This window comes from Micromonospora sp. HUAS YX12 (assembly GCF_040215685.1).
Taxonomy (GTDB): Bacteria; Actinomycetota; Actinomycetes; order Mycobacteriales; family Micromonosporaceae; genus Micromonospora; species Micromonospora tulbaghiae.
Map to the genome: position 1 here is coordinate 5,979,212 of NZ_CP157974.1, position 19,570 is coordinate 5,998,781.

The 19,570-nt window shown below is 73.4% G+C and carries 15 protein-coding genes; 11 read left to right on the plus strand and 4 right to left on the minus strand.

Annotated elements, in window-relative coordinates; all coding sequences use genetic code 11:
- Positions 1-138 precede the first annotated feature (138 nt).
- From ABIH81_RS28405 to ABIH81_RS28415, 3 genes are all read left to right on the plus strand, one after another.
- Positions 139-1,323: a zinc-dependent alcohol dehydrogenase gene (locus tag ABIH81_RS28405; protein WP_349877937.1), complete on the plus strand. Its 1,185-nt coding sequence runs from the start codon at positions 139-141 to the stop codon at positions 1,321-1,323.
- The gene (locus ABIH81_RS28410) at positions 1,320-2,264 is read left to right on the plus strand and encodes an SDR family NAD(P)-dependent oxidoreductase (RefSeq protein WP_349877938.1); all 945 of its coding nucleotides are present in this window, start codon (positions 1,320-1,322) and stop codon (positions 2,262-2,264) included. The genes ABIH81_RS28405 and ABIH81_RS28410 overlap by 4 nt, the downstream gene beginning before the upstream one ends.
- 83 nt (positions 2,265-2,347) lie before the next feature.
- Positions 2,348-3,493, plus strand: a complete 1,146-nt coding sequence (locus ABIH81_RS28415) for an MBL fold metallo-hydrolase (protein WP_349877939.1) — start codon at positions 2,348-2,350, stop codon at positions 3,491-3,493.
- A gap of 33 nt (positions 3,494-3,526) precedes the next feature.
- On the opposite strand, the gene dgt is transcribed toward ABIH81_RS28415, so the two are convergent.
- Positions 3,527-5,038, minus strand: coding sequence for a dGTP triphosphohydrolase (dgt, locus tag ABIH81_RS28420; protein ID WP_349877940.1), 1,512 nt, complete (start codon positions 5,036-5,038; stop codon positions 3,527-3,529).
- A 45-nt stretch (positions 5,039-5,083) separates the two neighbouring features.
- A complete protein-coding gene (locus ABIH81_RS28425; protein WP_349877941.1) occupies positions 5,084-6,346 on the minus strand; it encodes a nucleotide sugar dehydrogenase in 1,263 nt (420 codons plus the stop codon).
- Positions 6,347-6,517: 171 nt separating this feature from the next.
- On the opposite strand from ABIH81_RS28425, the gene ABIH81_RS28430 reads away from it, so the two are divergent.
- Positions 6,518-9,097: a Tex family protein gene (locus tag ABIH81_RS28430; protein ID WP_349877942.1), complete on the plus strand. Its 2,580-nt coding sequence runs from the start codon at positions 6,518-6,520 to the stop codon at positions 9,095-9,097.
- Between the two features lie 105 nt (positions 9,098-9,202).
- Here ABIH81_RS28430 and ABIH81_RS28435 read toward each other — a convergent pair whose 3' ends face one another.
- Entirely contained in the window at positions 9,203-10,213 is a 1,011-nt protein-coding gene (locus ABIH81_RS28435) for a DUF389 domain-containing protein (protein ID WP_349877943.1), read from the minus strand.
- A gap of 155 nt (positions 10,214-10,368) precedes the next feature.
- Between ABIH81_RS28435 and ABIH81_RS28440 the strand changes: the two genes are divergently transcribed.
- From ABIH81_RS28440 to ABIH81_RS28470, 7 genes are all read left to right on the plus strand, one after another.
- Positions 10,369-10,800 (plus strand): hypothetical protein, encoded by a 432-nt coding sequence (locus ABIH81_RS28440; protein ID WP_349877944.1) that lies wholly within the window; start codon positions 10,369-10,371, stop codon positions 10,798-10,800.
- Between the two features lie 115 nt (positions 10,801-10,915).
- Complete coding sequence (locus ABIH81_RS28445; protein ID WP_349877945.1) at positions 10,916-12,004, plus strand: GNAT family N-acetyltransferase; 1,089 nt, start codon at positions 10,916-10,918, stop codon at positions 12,002-12,004.
- Positions 12,005-12,180: 176 nt separating this feature from the next.
- Positions 12,181-13,368 carry an aminotransferase class I/II-fold pyridoxal phosphate-dependent enzyme gene (locus ABIH81_RS28450; RefSeq protein ID WP_349877946.1) on the plus strand — a complete coding sequence of 396 codons (1,188 nt, stop codon included), beginning with the start codon at positions 12,181-12,183 and terminating at the stop codon, positions 13,366-13,368.
- Between the two features lie 226 nt (positions 13,369-13,594).
- Positions 13,595-14,842, plus strand: coding sequence for an O-antigen polysaccharide polymerase Wzy (gene wzy / locus ABIH81_RS28455; RefSeq protein WP_349877947.1), 1,248 nt, complete (start codon positions 13,595-13,597; stop codon positions 14,840-14,842).
- Positions 14,843-14,850: 8 nt separating this feature from the next.
- Positions 14,851-16,095 (plus strand): glycosyltransferase family 4 protein, encoded by a 1,245-nt coding sequence (locus ABIH81_RS28460; RefSeq protein ID WP_349877948.1) that lies wholly within the window; start codon positions 14,851-14,853, stop codon positions 16,093-16,095.
- A 29-nt stretch (positions 16,096-16,124) separates the two neighbouring features.
- Positions 16,125-17,354, plus strand: coding sequence for a glycosyltransferase (locus ABIH81_RS28465; protein ID WP_349877949.1), 1,230 nt, complete (start codon positions 16,125-16,127; stop codon positions 17,352-17,354).
- Positions 17,351-18,643: a lipopolysaccharide biosynthesis protein gene (locus tag ABIH81_RS28470; RefSeq protein ID WP_349877950.1), complete on the plus strand. Its 1,293-nt coding sequence runs from the start codon at positions 17,351-17,353 to the stop codon at positions 18,641-18,643. Before ABIH81_RS28465 ends, ABIH81_RS28470 begins: the two co-directional genes overlap by 4 nt.
- Here the strand turns inward: ABIH81_RS28470 and ABIH81_RS28475 are convergent.
- Positions 18,597-19,568: an NAD-dependent epimerase/dehydratase family protein gene (locus ABIH81_RS28475; RefSeq protein WP_349877951.1), complete on the minus strand. Its 972-nt coding sequence runs from the start codon at positions 19,566-19,568 to the stop codon at positions 18,597-18,599. The two genes, ABIH81_RS28470 and ABIH81_RS28475, sit on opposite strands and share 47 nt — an antisense overlap.
- Positions 19,569-19,570 lie beyond the last annotated feature (2 nt).

The window sequence follows — 19,570 nt, forward strand, 5'->3', positions numbered from 1 at the left end:
CCGCGCCCCGCACCCGGGGGCGCGGCGGTCGCCGTTGACCGGGGGTACCAGGCCGCCGGTGCCCGGCGCGCCGCCGATTCAACCCGCCTCTGCCGGGTAGCAGTCCGATGGACGGCACCGGAGAGGGGACATACCGGCATGAAGGCACTGACCTGGCACGGCAAGCGGGACGTCCGCGTCGAGGACGTCCCGGACCCCCGGATCGAGGAGCCGACCGACGCGATCATCCGGGTCACCTCGACCGCCATCTGCGGTTCCGACCTGCACCTGTACGAGGTGCTCGGGCCGTACCTGAAGCCCGGCGACATCCTCGGGCACGAGCCGATGGGCATCGTCGAGGAGGTCGGGTCCGGCGTGACCCGGCTCAAGAAGGGCGACCGGGTGGTCGTCCCGTTCAACATCTCCTGCGGCTCGTGCTGGATGTGCGAGCGGCAGCTCTACGCCCAGTGCGAGACCACGCAGGTGACCAGCCAGGGCAAGGGCGCCTCCCTGTTCGGCTACACCTCGCTGTACGGCTCGATCCCCGGCGGCCAGGCCGAGTACCTGCGCGTCCCGCAGGCCCAGTTCGGCCCGATCACCATCCCGGACACCGGCCCGGACGAGCGCTGGCTCTACCTGTCCGACATCCTGCCGACCGCCTGGCAGGCGGTGAAGTACGCGGACACCCCGCCCGGCGGCACGCTCGCCGTGTTCGGGCTCGGCCCGGTCGGCCAGTTCAGCGCCCGCATCGGCCGCCACCTGGGCGCCGGCCGGGTGATCGGCCTGGACCTGGTGCCGGAGCGGCTGGAGATGGCCCGCCGCCACGGCATCGAGGTGCTCGACGTCAGCCAGCTCGACGACGTGCCCGGCACGCTCATCGACCTGGTCGACGGGCGCGGCCCGGACGCGGTGATCGACGCGGTCGGCATGGAGGCGCACGGCGCGCCGCTGGGCAAGATGGCCCAGACCGCCGCCGGGCTGCTGCCGGACAAGCTGGCCCAGGCCATGACCGACAAGGCCGGCGTGGACCGGCTCGTGGTGCTGCACGCCGCGCTCAAGGCGGTCCGGCGCGGCGGCACCGCCTCGATCTCCGGCGTGTACGGCGGCGAGCAGGACCCGATGCCGCTGATGGAGATGTTCGACAGGGGCATCCAGCTGCGCATGGGGCAGTGCCACGTGCGGCGCTGGGTCGACGAGATCATCCCGCTGCTGGAGCGCGACGACGACCCGCTGGGCGTGGAGGACCTGCGGACCCACAGGCTGCCGCTGACCGACGCGCCGCGGGCGTACGAGATGTTCCAGAAGAAGGAGGACGGCTGCGTCAAGGTCGTGCTCGCGCCGTGACCCGGACGGTGGTCGTCACCGGCGCGACCAGCGGGATCGGCCGGGCGACCGCCCTGGAACTGGCGGGCCGCGGGGACCGGCTGGTCCTCGCGGCCCGCTCCCCCGCCACGCTCGACGAGGTGCGCGACGAGTGCGCGGCGGCAGGCGCGACGGCGATCGCCGTACCGATGGACGTGACCGAGCCCGGCGCGGTGGCCGCGCTCGCCGACGCGGCGCGGGCCGAGTACGGCCGCGTCGACGCCTGGGTGCACACCGCCGCGGTGATGGCCTACGGCCGCTTCGACGAGACGCCGGCCGAGGTGTTCGAGCAGGTCGTCCGCACCGACCTGCTGGCCGCCGCCGCGGTGGCCCGGGAGGCGCTGCGCCGGTTCCGGGACGCCGGCGGCGGCACGCTCGTACTCACCGGCTCGGTGCTCGGACACATCACCGCGCCCTACATGAGCGGCTACGTGGCAGCCAAGTGGGGCCTGCAAGGGCTGGCCCGCACGCTCCAGCAGGAGGCGCGGGAGACGCCCGGCGTCGCGATCTGCCTGGTCAACCCGGGCAGCGTCGACACGCCCGTCTACCGGCAGGCGGCCAACTACCTGGGCCGGGTCGGCCGTCCGCCGCCCCCGATCGCGTCGCCCGAACGGGTGGCGCGGGCCATCGCGCACTGCCTCGACCGGCCACGCCGGGAGGTCTCGGTGGGACGGCTCAACGTGGTCATGCGCTTCGGCTTCACCGTCCTGCCCGGTGTGTACGACGTGCTCGTCGGGCCGCTGATGCGCCTGGCCGGGCTGACCCGGTCGCCGGTCGCCGCGCACGAGGGCATCGTGTTCAGGCCGAACCCGGCCGGCGAGGCGGTCCGGGGCGGATGGCGGCCCGGCGTGTCCCAGGTGGTCCGTGCCGTCGGCGGGCGCGCGGCGACTGCGGCGTCCGCGGTACGGCGCCGGCTGCCCTGACCGTCCCGCGGGCGGGCCGTCGCGCGGACGGACCGGGACGAGGGTGGTTACCGTGTACGACGGGACACGGCGGAGGGACGAGCATGCGGGAATCGACGGGGCGGGAACCGGGCCGGACGCGCGGCGGGCGGGTCTGGAAGCTCGCCGGGCTGGCCGCCGTGGCCGGCCTGGCCTGGGTGGCGCGGGACGTACCGGCCCAGCTCGGCGGCCGGCTCACCGGCGCCCGGGCGGAACGGGCGGCCCGGTCACCGCGCTTCCGCGACGGCACGTTCCACAACCCGGCCGGCGCCACCGCCACGATGGTCGCCGACCCGGGCCGCAACCTCGTCCGGGAGCTGATCTTCGGCAAGCAGAAGCGGCGGCCGGGCAGCCCGGTGCCGCTGCTGCGCCCGGCTCCCGCGCTGGCCGGCGACCCGGCCCGCGAACTGAACGTGATCTGGTACGGCCACGCCTCCACGCTCGTCGAGATCGAGGGGCACCGGGTGCTGCTCGACCCGGTGTGGAGCGACAGGTGCTCCCCGTCCGGGCTGGTCGGCCCGCGGCGCATCCACGAGCCGCCGGTCCGCCTGACCGAGCTGCCCCCGCTGGACGCGGTGCTGATCTCGCACGACCACTACGACCACCTGGACATGGAGACCGTCCGCCGGCTGTCCGATCTCCAGTCGGCGCCGTTCGTGGTGCCGCTCGGCGTCGGCGCCCACCTGGCCCGCTGGGGCGTACCCGAGCACCGCATCGTCGAGCTGGACTGGTCGGAGAGCCACCGGATCGGCGCGCTGACGCTCACCGCCACCGCCGCGCAGCACTTCTCCGGGCGCGGCCTGCGCCGCGACGGCACGCTCTGGAGCTCCTGGACCATCACCGGGACGCACCGGAAGGTCTTCTACACCGGCGACTCCGGCTACTTCGACGGGTACGCCGCGATCGGCGCCGAGCACGGCCCGTTCGACCTGACGCTCATGCAGATCGGCGCGTACGACAGGGCGTGGCCGCACATCCACATGTTCCCGGAGGAGGCGGTCGCCGCCCACCTCGACGTACGCGGCGGACTGCTGGTGCCGGTGCACTGGGGCACGTTCAACCTGGCCCTGCACGACTGGTCCGAGCCGGTGGACCGGCTCTGGGCCGAGGCGAAGGCGCGGGACGTCCGGCTGACCGTGCCGCGTCCCGGCGAGCGGGTGGTGGTGGACGAGCCGCCGGCGGTGGACGGGTGGTGGCAGTCGGTCGCCTGACGCGGCGCTGCCGCCTTCGTGCTCCGAGGCGGGTCAGAGCACGAAGGCGTCCGTCCACAGCGCGCCGGAGCGGCCCGACAACGCGTCGAGCATCGCCACCGCCTGACCGTCGGTGAGCTGCGCGACGAAGTCGATGATGGCCCGGCCCCGGGCCCGGCCGATCCGGTCCGGGGTACGCGGGTGCAGCTCCGCCTCGGCCAGCTCCACCAGGTCGTGCAGCCGGCGCGGCAGCCGGGACTCCTCCTCCGGGTCCAGCAGCCACTCCCAGAGCGCCTCCACCAGCGTGCCCAGCAGCCGGGCCTGGCCGCGCTGGTGCAGCGCCAGGTCCGGGCGGGCCAGCACGAACCGGTGGTGCACGAACTTGAGCACCTGCACCTCGTGCCACTGCGCCTTCGCCAGCAGCACGTACCCGGAACGGACCCCCGGGTCCGGCGTCACCGTGATGGCGTCCACGAAGCGGGTGGACCAGCGGGCGGAGAACCGGGCCACGTACTGCTCCGCCTCGATCGAGCCGTCGAACGGCAGCGCCAGCAGCCCCTCCACCAGCTCCTCGCGGACGTGCTCGACAGCGGCGGCGAACGCCTCGTCGTCGGCGATCCACCCGTCCTTGCGGTGCAGCTGCCGGCGCAGCCGCTCGATCGCCGTGCCGGGCCGCCGGCCCGCCGCCTCCAGCGCCGACGCGGTGATCGACCGCAGGTGACCGCACTCGCGCTGCCAGGCCATCAGCTCCGCCGCCACCGCGCCCTGCTGGAGCACCCCGACGCGGTAGAAGTCCTCCACGTCGTGGATCGCGTACGCGATGTCGTCGGCGGTGTCCATCACCGACGCCTCGGGAGTCTGCTGCCAGTCCGGGATCCGCCCGGCGAACGGCTCCCGCGCCTGCCGCAGGTCGTCCAGCTCGGTGCGGTACGCGCCGAACTTCACCGACCCGCTGTCCGGATCCTCCGGCGGCGCCGCCGCGCCCCGGGGCGCCGGGTCCAGGTGACGCGGGTGCGGGTCGGGATGGTCCAGCCGGGTCCACGGGTACTTCAGCATGGCCGCCCGGACCGCGGCGGTCAGGTCCAGCCCGGTGGTCGCCGCGCCACGGATCTCGGTGCTGGTGACGATCCGGTACGACTGGGCGTTGCCCTCGAATCCGTCGGCCAGCCCGAGCCGCTGCCGGGCCAGCCGGTCGAGCACCCGCTCCCCCAGGTGCCCGAACGGCGGGTGCCCGAGGTCGTGCGCGAGCGCGGCGGCCTCCACCACCTCCGGGTCGCAGCCGCCGAGCTTCTCCAGCAGATCCCGGTGGGCCGGGTCGGCGGTCAGCCGCTCCGCGATCGCCCGGGCCACCTGGGCCACCTTCAGGCTGTGGGTGAGCCGGTTGTGCACGAGCAGCCCGGAACCGCCGGGGCTGATCACCTGGGTCACGCCGCCCAGCCGGGCGAAGAACGGCGACCCGACGATCCGGTCCCGGTCGGCCCGGAACGGGCCGGCCGCCAGGTCGCCGAGCGCCCGGGCGCTGCCGCCGAACAGCCGCCGGGCCCGCGGATCCGCAGGTGCCTCCATGATCGCCACGCTAGCGCAGCCGGAGGCGGGCCGGACAGGGTGTGCCTAGAGGCGCTCGACCACCGGGCCGGCGCACCGGTTGCGGGCGTCGAACACGTAGCGGGCCCGCCGGGACACCATCTCGTAGTCGAAGACGTCGTGGTCGGTCGTGACGACCACCGCGTCGGCCGCGTCGACCTCCTGTTCGGTCAGCGGCACGACGAGCACGCCACCCGGGATCTGGTGCGCCTCGGCGTACGGCTCGGCGGCGCGGACGTCCGCACCGAGGTCGCACAGCCGCCGGGCGACGTCCACCGCCGGCGAGTCCCGCATGTCCCCGGTGTTCTTCTTGTACGCCAGGCCGAGCATCAGCAGGCGTGCGCCGTTGACGGCACGGCCGGTGCGGTTCAGGCCGGCCATCACCCGCTGCGCCACGTGCTCGGGCATCTCGTGGTTGACGTCGTTGGCCAGCTCGATGAACCGGAACTGGCGGCCCAGCCGCCGCTTGACCTGCCAGGACAGGTAGCAGGGGTCGATCGGCAGGCAGTGTCCGCCGACGCCGGGGCCGGGCCGGAACGGCATGAACCCGAACGGCTTCGTCTCCGCGGCGTCGATCGCCTGCCAGACGTCGATGCCCAGGTGGTGGGAGAGCACCGTGAGTTCGTTGATCAGGCCCAGGTTCACCTGACGGAACGTGTTCTCGATCAGCTTGGTCAGCTCCGCGACCCGGGTGGAGGACACCGGGACGGTCCGCTCCACGATCCGGCGGTAGAACCCGTCCACCCGCTCCAGCGAGGGCTCGTCCACGCCGGCGACGACCTTCGGTGTGTTCTCCAGCCGCCAGGCCGGGTTGCCGGGGTCGATGCGTTCCGGGCTGTACCCGAGGTGGAAGTCGCCCGGCGCGTGCAGTCCGCTGGCCGATTCGAGCAGCGGACGCAGCAGCTCCTCGGTGGTGCCCGGGTACGTCGTCGACTCCAGCACCACGGTGCTGCCCGGCCGCACGTACGGGCCGACGCCCCGGCCGGCCTGCTCCACGTAGCTCAGATCCGGCGTGCCGTCGCGCAGCGGGGTCGGCACCGTGATCACGCAGACGTCGAAACCCCGGGCGTCGGCGTACTCGGTGCTCGGCAGGTAGCGCCCGCTGCCGAGCGCCCGGCCCAGCCGGTCGGCGGGGATGTCCTCCACGAAGGACTCGCCGGAGGCGAGCCGCTTGACCCGGTCGGCGTCGACGTCCAGCCCGACCACGTCGAAGCCGGCCTCGACGGCCCGCATGGCCAGCGGGAGACCGACGTACCCCTGACCGATGACGACCACTTTCTCAGCGCTCACCCGGGCTCCAGACAACCGTAGGAAATCACCTGATTGGAGGCTAGAGGGGTTTCTGACGCCGGAAGTCCGTTTTCGGGATATCGGTCCGGCCCGCCGCGCGGCCGGTGCGGCGCGTGCGGCGGCAACGGGCAGAATGCACGACGGAACCCACCCGAGAAGGCGGATCAGATCGTGACCCAGTCTGTGCACCAGCGGATCGCCGAGGAACTCGGCGTCGCCGAACGGCAGGTACGGGCGGCCGTCGAGCTGCTCGACGGCGGCGCCACGGTGCCGTTCATCGCCCGCTACCGCAAGGAGGCCACCGGCCTGCTCGACGACGCGCAGCTGCGCACGCTGGAGGAGCGGCTGCGCTACCTGCGCGAGCTGGACGAGCGGCGCGCGGCGGTGCTGGAGTCGATCCGGAGCCAGGGCAAGCTCGACGAGGCGCTGGAGGCGCAGATCCTCGCCGCCGACTCGAAGTCCCGCCTGGAGGACATCTACCTGCCCTACAAGCCGAAGCGGCGTACCCGCGCGCAGATCGCCCGCGAGGCCGGGCTCGAGCCCCTCGCCGACACGCTGCTCGCCGACCCGGCCCGGGACCCTCGCGAGACGGCGGCCGGCTTCGTCGATGCCGACAAGGGCGTGCCCGACGCCGCCGCCGCGCTCGACGGCGCGCGGGCCATCCTGATCGAGCGCTTCGCCGAGGACGCCGACCTGATCGGCACGCTGCGCGAGCAGATGTGGTCGCGGGGCCGGCTGGTCTCCCGGGTACGCGACGGCCAGGAGACCGCCGGCGCGAAGTTCGCCGACTACTTCGACTTCGCCGAGCCGTACCCGAAGCTGCCCTCGCACCGCATCCTCGCCATGTTCCGGGGCGAGAAGGAGGGCGTGCTGGAGCTGACCATGGACCCGGAGGCCGAGGGCGACGCCGACGCGGCCACCGGACCGAGCCGCTACGAGGCCGCCGTGGCCGGACGCTTCGGCGTCAGCGACCAGGGGCGGCCGGCCGACCGGTGGCTGGCCGACACGGTGCGCTGGGCCTGGCGTACCCGGATCCTGATCCACCTGGGCGCGGACCTGCGGATGCGGCTGTGGCAGGCGGCCGAGGAGGAGGCCGTGCGGGTCTTCGCCACCAACCTGCGTGATTTGCTGCTCGCCGCGCCGGCCGGCACCCGGCCCACCATGGGCCTGGACCCGGGTCTGCGTACCGGCGTGAAGGTGGCGGTGGTCGACGCCACCGGCAAGGTGGTCGCCACCGATACGATCTACCCGCACGAGCCGCGCCGGCAGTGGGACGCCTCGCTGCACACGCTCGCCACGCTCGCCGCCGCCCACGGCGTCGAGCTGGTCGCGATCGGCAACGGCACCGCCAGCCGGGAGACCGACAAGCTCGCCGGTGATCTGATCGCCCGGCACCCGGAGCTGAAGCTGACCAAGGTGATGGTCTCCGAGGCCGGCGCGTCGGTCTACTCCGCCTCCGCGTACGCCTCCCAGGAGCTGCCCGGCCTGGACGTCTCGCTGCGCGGCGCGGTGTCGATCGCCCGCCGTCTCCAGGACCCCCTCGCGGAGCTGGTGAAGATCGATCCGCGGTCGATCGGCGTCGGGCAGTACCAGCACGACCTGTCCGAGGTGAAGCTGTCCCGCTCGCTCGACGCGGTGGTCGAGGACTGCGTCAACGCGGTCGGCGTGGACGTCAACACCGCCTCCGCGCCGCTGCTCACCCGGGTCTCCGGCATCGGCGCCGGGCTGGCCGAGAACATCGTGCTGCACCGCGACGCCAACGGGCCGTTCCGCACCCGGGCGGAGTTGAAGAAGGTGCCGCGGCTCGGGCCGAAGGCGTTCGAGCAGTGCGCCGGCTTCCTGCGCATCCCCGGCGGCGACGACCCGCTCGACTCCTCCAGCGTGCACCCGGAGGCGTACCCGGTGGTGCGCCGCATCCTCTCCTCCACCGGGCAGGATCTGCGCGCGCTGATCGGCAAGAGCGCCATCCTGCGCGGCCTGCGCGCGACCGACTTCGTCGACGACACGTTCGGCCTGCCCACAGTCACCGACATCCTGGCCGAGCTGGAAAAGCCCGGCCGCGACCCGCGCCCGGAGTTCCGCACCGCGACGTTCGTCGAGGGCGTGGAGAAGATCAGCGACCTGACGCCGGGCATGGTGCTGGAGGGCGTGGTCACCAACGTGGCCGCGTTCGGCGCGTTCGTCGACGTGGGTGTGCACCAGGACGGGCTGGTGCACGTCTCGGCCATGTCGCACACCTTCGTCAAGGATCCGCGCGACGTGGTGAAGTCCGGCGACGTGGTCAAGGTCCGGGTGCTCGACGTGGACGTACCCCGCAAGCGGATCTCGCTGACGCTGCGGCTGGACGACGAGGCGCCGGCCGGTGGCCGTACCGCGGCCGGCGGTCCGGGCGGCGAGCAGCGCGGCGGCCGGCGCGGCGGCGGACAGCGCGGCGACGGGCAGCGCGGCGACGGGCAGCGCGGTGACGGCAGCGGGCAGCGCGGTGACGGCAGCGGGCAGCGCGGTGACGGCAGCGGGCAGCGCGGTGACGGCAGCGGGCAGCGCGGCGACGGCAGCGGGCAGCGCGGCGACGGCAGCGGGCAGCGCGGTGACGGCGGTGGCCGGCGCGGCGGCCAGGGCGGGCGGGGCGGCCAGGGCGATCGGGGCGGCTCGCGCGGCGGTCCCTCGCCGCGGCAGGGACGCGGTGGCGAATCGGCGGCGCCGGTCAACGACGCCATGGCGGAGGCGCTGCGCCGGGCCGGGCTGGCCTGACGGCGGCGGCCGCCGGCCGGGCCGACGTCACGAACGAGTCAGCGCGACAGGCTGCCGCCGGACGGTGGATCGGCCCGGGCGGCACGCGCCCCGGGCCGATCCGTCTCACCCGGCGTCGCGGCGCGGGCGGCGGTCGCTCCGGGCGGACGCCGGGTCACGTTCGGCGCGCTGCCGGGGCACCGGCCGCCCGGCCCGCCGCGCCACGCGCCGCCACCAGGAGCGCTGGACCAGCAGCGTGAGCAGACCGGCCAGCACGATGGCGGCCAGGTTGACGACCAGCTGGAGCGCGGAACCGGCCGCCTCGTGCCAGACGCCGTACGCGGCGGCGACCGCCACGTTCGCGGCCGCCGGCACTGTCGTCACCGAGATCAGGACGCCGACCAGCGAGCCGGACTTCTTCGAGGTCAGCGACAGCATGCCGGCGATGCCGGCGAGCAGGCCGACCACCCACGACAGGGCGTCCGGGCGCCAGATGAAGTCCGTCAACGGCCGCTCGGCCAGCAGCATCTCCCGGCTCACCAGACCGGCCGCGTCCAGCGCCCGGGTGCTGACCACCGTGGCGAGCATCGCCGCCACGAAGCCGACGACGAGCGCCTGCACCGACCGGACGGCGACACCCCCCTTGCCTCGCAGCAGCGCCACGCAGAGCGCCGCGAGCGGGCCGAACTCCGGACCGACGACCATCGCGCCGACGATGAGGATGGGCTGGTCGAGCAGCACCCCGATGCCGGCGATCATCGTGGCGACGACGATCAGCGCCAGGAAGATGCCGGTGAGCACCGTCTGCTCGCCCGTCTTCGCGGCGACCTCGTCCCAGATCAGGGCGTCGTCACCGTGGCCCGGGGCCGCCTCGGCGGCCCGGTCCGCGGCGGCCGAGAGGGTCAGCTCGACGTCGTCGGCGGCGATCCCCCCGCGCCCCTCGACGCCCATCTCCCGCAACCGGCGCAGGACACCGTCGGCGCTCTCCCGGACCACGTCGCAGGTGATGTAGTCGCCGGCCGGCTGACGGGCCGCGCCCGGCAACACCACGAGGTGGGTCACGCCGGGGTCCGCGGCCAGCAGGTCGGCGATGTCGGACGAGCGGTCCGCTGGTGCGATCACCCGGATGTGCAGCACGAACCAGGCTCCTCGATGGGCGCGACGGACGTCAGCACTCTAGACGATCCGCGCCGGGGCGGCAGGTGGTCGCTCGACGGCCCGGCACGCCTCCCCCGCCCGGCCCGGAAGCGGTCGGGTCGGGCGGGCGCGGCTGTGGGCGTACCCTCGCGGTCGTGGGTGCCGAAGACGAGCGGTGGCGGGAGCGGCGACGCCACGCGGTGCGGGCGCACGCCGAGGCCGACGCCCGGCAGCGCGCCGCGGATCAGGCCGAGGCCGCGGAGATGGTCGCCCGGTTCGCGGCCGACGCCGCCCGGCGGGGCCTGCGCACCGAGCGGCTCGTGGCCACGCCCTACAGCGGACGGGGCCGCTACCGGACCCCGTTGGTCGGCTGGTACGTGGACCGGGCACGGAGCCGGGCGGTGGACACCGAGGGCCGGTACTACCTGCTGACCGTGCCGGCCGGGCTGCGCGCCCGGCTGCTCGGCGCCCGGCCCGAGCCGTCCGCGCCGTCACTCGTCATCGGCCGCGGCGGGCGCGACGGGGAGTCCCTTCCGCTGTCGGCGCTGCTCAGCGCGCGCCTCGAAGCGGGCGACGACTGGCCCTGACCCCCGCCCGGCCACCTGTCGACACCGTCCCGGCCGATCCTCGTTACCCAGAACGGACGACGCATGGCCGGCCGCCATCGGGGCGGCCGGTTCCAGGCGACGGGGGAGCGCGCAGATGCGACTGGAGATCCTGGACGCCCGCAGACCGGCCGACGACGAGCGCTGGCGCGCTCTGCACCGGGACTGGGACCGGCGGGAGGTCTTCGCCCACCCGGCCTACCTCCGGCTGTTCGCCGGACCGCGGGACGAGCCGCTGGCCGCGTACGCCCGGACCGAGCACGGCTTCGTGCTGTACCCGCTCCTGCTCCGCCCGGTCGACGCGCCGCACCTCGCCGAGCCCGGGCGGCAGTACCGGGACGTCGTCAACGCGTACGGCTACGGAGGCGCCTTCGCCGAGGGCGCGACGGAACTCGACGCGAAGGAGTTCTGGGAGGCGTTCGACGCCTGGTGCGGGTCGCGTCACGTGGTCTCCGAGGTCACCCGGCTCACGCTCTTCGACGAGGGCCGGCTGCCCCCGCCGGGACCGGTCCGGCAGAAGCTGGTGAACGTGGTCCGCGACCTGCGCACCGGCGAAGAGGAGATGTGGCGCGAGTTCGACCACAAGGTCCGCAAGAACGTCAACAAGGCCCGCCGCAACGGCGTCACGGTCGTGGTCGATCTCGACGGCGGGCGGCTCGACGACTTCCTGGGCATCTACGAACGCACGATGGACCGGCGCGCCGCGGCGAGCGGCTACTACTTCCCCCGCGAGTTCTTCGAGCGGGTCGTCGACGAGCTACCCGGCCAGTTCGCCTTCTTCCACGCCGTGCACGAGGGGCGCGTCGTCTCGACCGAGTTGGTGCTGGTCTCCGCGCTCAGCCTGTACTCGTACCTCGGCGGCACCGACGAGGAGGCGTTCGACCTTCGGCCCAACGATCTGCTCAAGTTCGAGATCTGCCGGTGGGGACGCGCCCAGGGACGGACCCGCTTCGTTCTGGGCGGCGGGTACGCCCCCGACGACGGCATCTTCCGGTACAAGCGCGCCTTCGCCCCGAACGGTCTGGTCCCGTTCCACCTCGGCACGCGGGTGCTCGACGAGCCGGCGTACCGGCGGCTGTCGGCGGCGCACCGGCAGGAGGGATCCCGGCGGGATCCGGCCTGGTCCGCGTCCTCGGACTACTTCCCCGAATACCGGTGCCCGCTGCCCGAGCCCGCCGGGCCGTGAGGCGTCGACCGCAGTCGGTCGGCACACCGTAACGGCCGCAGCGGTCGGCGCGTTGAACCAGTCGGTCCCGACTCGACGGACCAGGTCGCAGCGGCGCGACGATCAGGTCCGCGCGTCCGTCCCGCTTCCCTGCGCGTCGCCGGGTGACACCCACACTTCCATCGGAGACCAGCACCGTGGCACAGGACTACTCACTGATGGCTCGACCCGCCCATCAGCAGGACGGCACGAGTGTCCCCAGACGGATCTATCTCTCCCCGCCGGACGTCGGTCCGGCCGAGGAGGCGTCCATCCTGGCGGCGGTCCGTTCGGGCTGGGTCGCGCCGGACGGGCCCGACCTGGCCGCGTTCGAACGCGAGCTGGCGGATCGGGTGGGCAGCGGCCACGCCGTCGGCGTGAGCTCCGGGACCGCCGCCCTGCACCTGGCGCTGAAGGTGATCGGAGCCGGGCCCGGCTCCGTCGTGGTGGTGCCCACCATGACGTTCGTGGCGACCGCCAACGTAGTGAGGTACACCGGGGCCGAGCCGGTCTTCGTGGACTGTGACGCCGCCACCGGGCACCTCGACCCCGACCTGCTGCCGCCGCTGTTGCGCCGACTGCGAGAGCAGGGCCGCCGCGTCGCGGCCGTGATGACGGTCGACCTGAACGGCGGCTGCGCGGACTACGACCGCATCCTGCCCGTCTGCGCGGACTTCGACGTCCCGCTGGTCGAGGACTCCGCACAGGCGCTCGGCGCGTCCTGGCACGGCCGCAACGCGGGCACGTTCGGCCGGCTGGGCGTCTTCTCGTTCAACGGCAACAAGGTCATGACAACCTCGAGCGGCGGGATGCTCGTCTCCGACGACGGCGAGCTGATCGACCGGGCTCGTCACCTGGCGACGCAGGCCAGGGAGCCGGTCGCGCACTACGAGCACCGGCAGGTCGGCTACAACTACCGGCTCAGCAATCTGCTCGCCGCGCTCGGGCGGGCGCAGCTACGGCGGCTGAGCGGCATGATCGAGCGTCGCCGGGCGATACGGGAGCGGTACGCCAAGTTCTTCGCCGCGGTTCCCGGCACCCGGATCCTCGGCGACGGCGACCCCGGGTCGAACTGCTGGCTCACCACGCTCGTCGTCGACCCCGCCCGGGCCGGATGGCGGGCCGACGAGCTGGCCGCGTACCTCGCCCGGCACGACATCGAGACGCGTCCGATGTTCAAGCCCATGCACCGGCAGCCCGCCCATCTCGGGCACGAGGCGGCGCTGACCGGCGCGGCGGATCGTCTCTTCGCCACCGGCGTCTCGCTGCCCAGCGGGTCGACCCTGGTCGGGGCGGACGCGGACCGGATCTTCGGCGCGCTCGACGAATTCCTCGCCGCACGCTGACCGGCCGGAGAATCGCATCCGAAAGTGATTCGAATGCGTTGTGGAACGATTGACGCGCGAGCCGGTTACGGCGCCGCCCGAGTCAATGCGATAAACGTAATCGCCGCCTGCGAGAGACCTTTCCTGCTAGACATTTGAATGTAGCCGGCACGCATAGGGAGCGAAATGCGCCTTCGCCCCCGGCCGCTCCCCGCCCGGAAGGTCCGTATACCGATTTGGAGTCTCCGTGGAGCTGAGCACCACCACCGCGGTATGGCTGACCCTCGCGGCAAGCCTGGCGATGCTGCTGGCCCTGTTCCTCCGGTCCGGTCGCACCGATCTCCTGCCCTATGTCTTCGCCTATCTCGCCTTCTTCGGCCTGGGACCGGCGATCAACTACGCCCTCGGCAACGAGATCTACATCGGCATCGTCACCGACAAGATCCCGGCCGCCTGCCTCGTGCTGCTGCTGGCGCTCGGCGGTGTGGCGCTCGTCGGTCTACTCATGCCCATCCGGGACCGGCTGCCGGACCTGACCGCGCTCGGCCGGATACCGCGCGAGAACCCGGTGCTTCCGGTGGTGCTCTACGCGCTGGCGGCCTACACCCTCGCCATCCTGGTAACCCGGGGCCCGGCGATGCTGGCCGCGGACAAATTCGGACGGATCGAGCTGGCCGGTCCGCTGCACACCCGCTATCTGGTCGTCCAGATGTGCGCCTGCTCGATCTACTTCCTGGCCCGGGCGGTGCGCCCGGCCCGGGTCGCCTACTGGGTGAACCTCAGCCTCTACGTGCTCTACTGCCTGGCCACCAACGAGCGGGACTTCCTCTTCGTCCTCTTCGCCGTGGTGCTGCACGTCCTGTTGCTGCAACGGCGACGGATCTCGCCGAAGTTCGGCATCGCCGGCGTCGCGTTCGTCCTGGCCGCCACCTATCTCAGCGCCGTTCGCAGCGGGGACGCGCTGAACCTCAGCAAGATCCTCAACGAGGGCTCGACCCTCTTCGTGGACACCTTCGTCCTGACGCACGCGGCCGACGGCCTGCATCTGTGGCCCGGCGAGAGCTATCTCAACGGTTTCCTCACCGCGATGCCGTCGGCGCTGGTCCCGGAACGGCCGATGCTCATGTCCTGGCTGGTCGACGCCTGGCTGCCGGGCTCGTCGTCGGGTTTCGGCTTCTCGCTGACCGCGGAGGCGTACGTCAACTTCGGGTACCTCGGCGTGCCCGTCGTCTTCGCCGCGCTGACCCTCGGGCACCGGCTGCTCTTCTTCCGCGCCGCCCGGGGCCATGTCTACGCCTACGCGAGCATCCTCTACACGATCAGCTGGATGTACGGGTTCCGCGGGGAGAGCGCCAGCGTTCTCGCCACTCTCCTGCACGGCGTCGCCTTCTACGCCGTCATCTGGCTCGGCTCGTTGAAGGGCCGCTCCGTCCAGCCGACCGCGCGCCCCCAGGTGCGCGTCCCGCAAGGCCACCTGGCTCCCGCAGACCGATAGGACATCGCGTGAGGCTCACCATCACCGAGGAGTGCCGGTACGTCCGCACTCCGGACAACCGATTCTGGGTGGACTTCGGCACCGGCTACGCACTCTGGGCGCGATACCTGACTGCCTTCGACGAGGTACGGGTGGTGGCCCGGGCGCGGGACGTACCGGAGATCCCGCCGAACGCGGTCCGGGTCGACGGCGACGGGGTGACCGTTGCGCCCCTCCCCCACTACCTCGGGCCGCAGGAGTTCCTGCGACGCCTGCCCCGAATCGACCGGGCTGTCCGCCGGATCGCCGCGAACGCGGAGGCGGTGCTGCTGCGGGCGCCGTCGTCGATCGCCACGCTGATGCACCGGCACATCACCCGACGCGGTCTCGCCTACGCCATGGAGGTCATCGGCGACCCGTACGCGGTCTTCGCCCCCGGGGTGATCGAGCATCCGCTGCGCCCGTTCCTGCGGGTGTGGAGCACCCGCAACCTCCAGCGTCAGTGCCGTTCCGCCGTGGCCGTGTCCTACGAGACGAAGCGCTCGCTTCAGGAGCGGTATCCCACCCGGCCGGGGGCGCTGTCCATCGGCCTCAGCTCGGTGAACCTGCCGCCGGCGGCCTTCGTGCGGGAGCCCCGCCCACCCCGGCCGCCGGCCGGGCCGGTGACCCTCGTGTCGGTCGGTTCCCTGGAACAGCTCTACAAGGGCATCGACACGCTCATCGAGGCGATCTCGCTGCTGCGGTCCTCGGCCCCGTCGGTACGGCACGTGCACATCGGTCCCGGGCGCTGCCAGCCGGTGCTGGAGGATCTGGCCGCCCGGCTCCGGGTCCGCGAGCGGGTCACGTTCGCCGGCCTGATCACCGATGTCGAGGCGCTGCGCCGGCAGCTCGACGCCGCGGACCTGTTCGTCATGCCGTCCCGGACCGAGGGCCTGCCCCGGGCCCTGATCGAGGCGATGGCCCGAGGGCTGCCGGCCATCGGCTCCCGCGTCGGCGGTATACCCGAACTACTGCCACCGGAGATGCTGGTCGCTCCGGACGACCCGGACGGCCTGGCCAACGCCATCCGCCGTACCCTCGCGGACCCCGACGCCATGGCGGCCGCCTCGCGTCGCAACCTCGCGGTCGCCCGCGAGTTCGCCGCGGACCGGCTGACGCCGCGGCGCAGCGAGTTCTACCGGGCGGCCCGGGACCTGATGGCGGAGCACCGTCCGCTGCCGCAGTCCGCCGCCCCCGCCGTGGAGTCCGTCCGACAGGAGAACCGCCCGGTATGAGGACCGGCCGGCCCGACACGGGAGAGACGATGTCCAGCGCGAGCCACAGCGAGCCGGCGACGACGAGCGCGCCCGGCGCACCGGCGCACCGGTCTCCGGAGATCCGGGTGGTAAGGGTTCTCGGCGCGTTCGACATCGGCGGCGCCGAGCAGCGCACCATCGAACTGCTGCCCCGGCTCGCGGCGTCGGGGGTGCGTACGTCCTTCGTCACGCTCAGCGGCGTCAAGGGAGCGCGCGGCGAGGAGGTGGAGCGCCTGGGCTCACGGATCCACCCGATCCGGCTGGACCGCCGGTTCCCGGTCCGCTTCTACCGGCTGCTTCGGGAGATCCGTCCGCACGCCGTGCACTCGGACGTCGCGACGTTCTCCGGTTTCGTGCTGCTCCTCGCCGCGCTGGCGCGGGTGCCGATCCGGATCGCGCACTTCCGGTCCGACCGCGACGGACATCCGGACAGCCTGCGCCGCCGGTTGCAGCGGGGCGTGATGGTGCGGCTGATCCACCTCTGCGCGACGGACGTGCTCGGCGTCGCCCCCGGCGCTCTGACCTCGTGTTACCGGCCCTCGTGGGAGACCGACCCGCGGTGCCGGGTGCTGCCCAACGGTCTCGACCTGGGCCGCCTGCACCGCCGGTCGACGCTGCGGCTCCGCGACGAGATCGGCGCCGCCCCGGACGATCTCGTCTGCGTGGTGATCGGCCGCCCGCACCGGCTCAAACGACGGTCGATGGTGCCGTCGATCGTCGCCGCGTTGCGCGAGCGCGGGATCAGCTGCCGGGCCGTCTTCGTGGGCCCGCACGACGACCGCGACGACGACGCCGTCCGGCAGGCCGCCGCCCGGCACGACGTGCTCGACCGGATGCACCTGGTGGGTCCGCGGGCGGACGTCGGCGAGTTCCTGGCCCAGGCCGATCTCCTGCTGCAGCCCTCCGCGCTCGAAGGTCTGCCCGGCACCGTCCTGGAGGCCCGGGCCGTCGGCACCCCGGTGGTCGCGTCCGACCTGCCCGGCGCACGGTTCATCGACGACCAGCTCGCCGGTGTCGCCCTGGTCCCGGTCGAGGCCGACGCCGAACGGTGGGCGGACGCCGTACACCGCCTGGGCCTCGTGCCAGGACGGCCGAGAGGCGGCCAGCGGGCGCTGGCGGCCTTCCGGGACAGCGTCTTCACCATGGAACGGTCGGTCGAGCAGCATCTGGCCATCTACGGCCGGAACACCGTGGCGCGGCACGGCGGGGCAGACCGGCCGACGGTGCCCACCGGATGAGCCACCGCCATCTGGGCACGATCGTCCTGCTGACCGGCGCCAACGGCGTCGCCGCGCTGAGCAGCAGCGGCGTCGCCGTCCTCGCGACCCTGGCGTTGGGGCCGGCCGATCGCGGCGTCATGGTGTTGGTCCTCACGGTCGCCGGCGTGGTGATGCTGGTCGGCCGCCTGGGCTGCGGCACCGCCATGCGTGCGCAGCTGCCGCAGGCCGCCTCGCGGCACCGCCGCGACGAACTGCTCTCCGCGTACTGCTGGATGACAGTGGTGGCCGCGGTCTGCACCGGAGTGGCCGCGGCCGCCGCGGTCCGTCTATCCGCGCCGCTGCTCGGCCCCGCGCTGACCGACGTTCGGCTGCTCGCCGCGGTCGCGCTCGGCGGTGCCGCCAACATCGCGCTCGACCAGCTCACCGATCTCCGGTTCGCGGACGGGGACTTCCGCCGGGGCGCGGTGTGGAACATCGCCGCCACCACCGCCGGCCTGATCGGGATCGCCATCGCGGTCGCCGTCTCGGCTCAGGTGTGGCTCCTCCTGATGTGCCAGGCCACCGCGCTGCTCGCGGTGGCGGTGACGCAGTGGACGCTGGTACGCGGCCAAGGGCTGGCGAGGTTCGCCCGGGCTCGGCGGCGGGACGTCACCGGGCTGATCCGGATGGGCGCGCCGTCTCTGGGGTTCTCCCTCGGGACGAGCTTCCTCCAGCGGGCCGACCGCTACCTGCTCGGTGTCCTCGTCGGTCCCGGCGCGGTGGGCATCTACGCGCTGGCCGCGACGCTCAGCAGTGTGGTCGGCCTCCTTCCGGCCGCCATCGGACAGTTGTCGCAGCGGCAGGCCGCGCAGCGCGACGGCGATCCCTGGCCGGTCCGCGCGATCGGCTACACGCTGCTGGCGACGCTCGTCAGCGGCGCCGTCATCGCGGCCGGCGGCTGGCTGCTTGTGGTGCCGGTCTTCGGCGCGGAGTTCGGGTCCGCCCGCCCGTTGATCGTGCCGCTGCTGCTCGCCGAGTTGTGCTTGGCGCCGTTCGGCATCGCCAGCCGGGCCCTGCTCGGCACCGGGGGCACGAAACAGGCGGCCGGGGTCGGTCTGCTCGCCGCCGTAGCGTCGGTCGCCTGCTACGGCCTCGCCATCTCCCGCTGGGGAACGATGGGCGCGGCGACCGCCTCGATCGCGCTGTATGCGCTGCTCTCCATCGTCGTCCTGGTCGTCCTGCGCGTACGGCTCAACCGGCGGGCCCGCATGGCGGCACCTCTCACCGCACCGGCGCCGACGGCGGAACTGGTGCCGGACGCGCGCTGATCGCCACGTCGTTGGGGGGCCCGGAGCCGGCCGTGACGTGGGAGCAGGCGGCCCACAGCGCGGCCAGGGACTCGCCCAGCGGGAATCTCGGGGACCAGCCGAGGGCGTCGGCGATCCGGCTGATGTCGGCGCACATCCACGGCACCGCCGCGGACCGGTCCGCGGTCGGCGAGCGGAGCCCGTCGACGAAGCGTCCGGTGAACCCGGCATGGCGCGCCAGCATCTCGACCGCCTCTCGGGTGGCGACCGCCTGTCCACTGCCCACGTTGTAGATCGACCCTGGCAGCCGTCCGGCGTTGAGCACCGCCAGCACCGCCTCGGCCACGTCCCGGACGTCGACGAAGTCGCGGTAGGAGTCGTTGAGCCCCAGCTCGATCCGCCGGTCCCCCCGTGCGAGCGCAACCTGGAGCAGCTCGGCGGCCCGCCCCAGCACGTTGCCACTGGTCGAGCCGGGCCCGACGGGGTTGAAGACCCGCAGCACCACCGCGTCGACCCGGCCACTGGCGGCGGCCAGCCGCACGAGGTCGGTCGCGGCCAGCTGACTGATGCCGTAATCGCTCACCGGCCGGGCCGGATCGGCCTCCGCCGCGACCGCGCCGTGCGGAACGACCCCGTACTCGGCCGCCGAGCCGATCCGGACCAGCCGCACACCCGGCGAGACCTCGGCCACGCAGTCGATCAGCTTGGCGGTGATCAGAGTGTGCGACTCGACGAACTGCGCGCTCGTCCCGGCGATCCGGCCGGCGCAGTTGACCACCGCGTCGGGTCGTGCCCGGCGCAGGAACGCGGTCAACCGCGACCGGTCCATCGCGACCAGGTCGCACTCCCGGCGGCTGGGCGCGACGACAGTGAAGTGCTCCGCGAGGACCGCCTCGACCGCTCGGCCGAGGAAGCCGGACGCGCCGAACAGCAGGATCCTGGCCATGA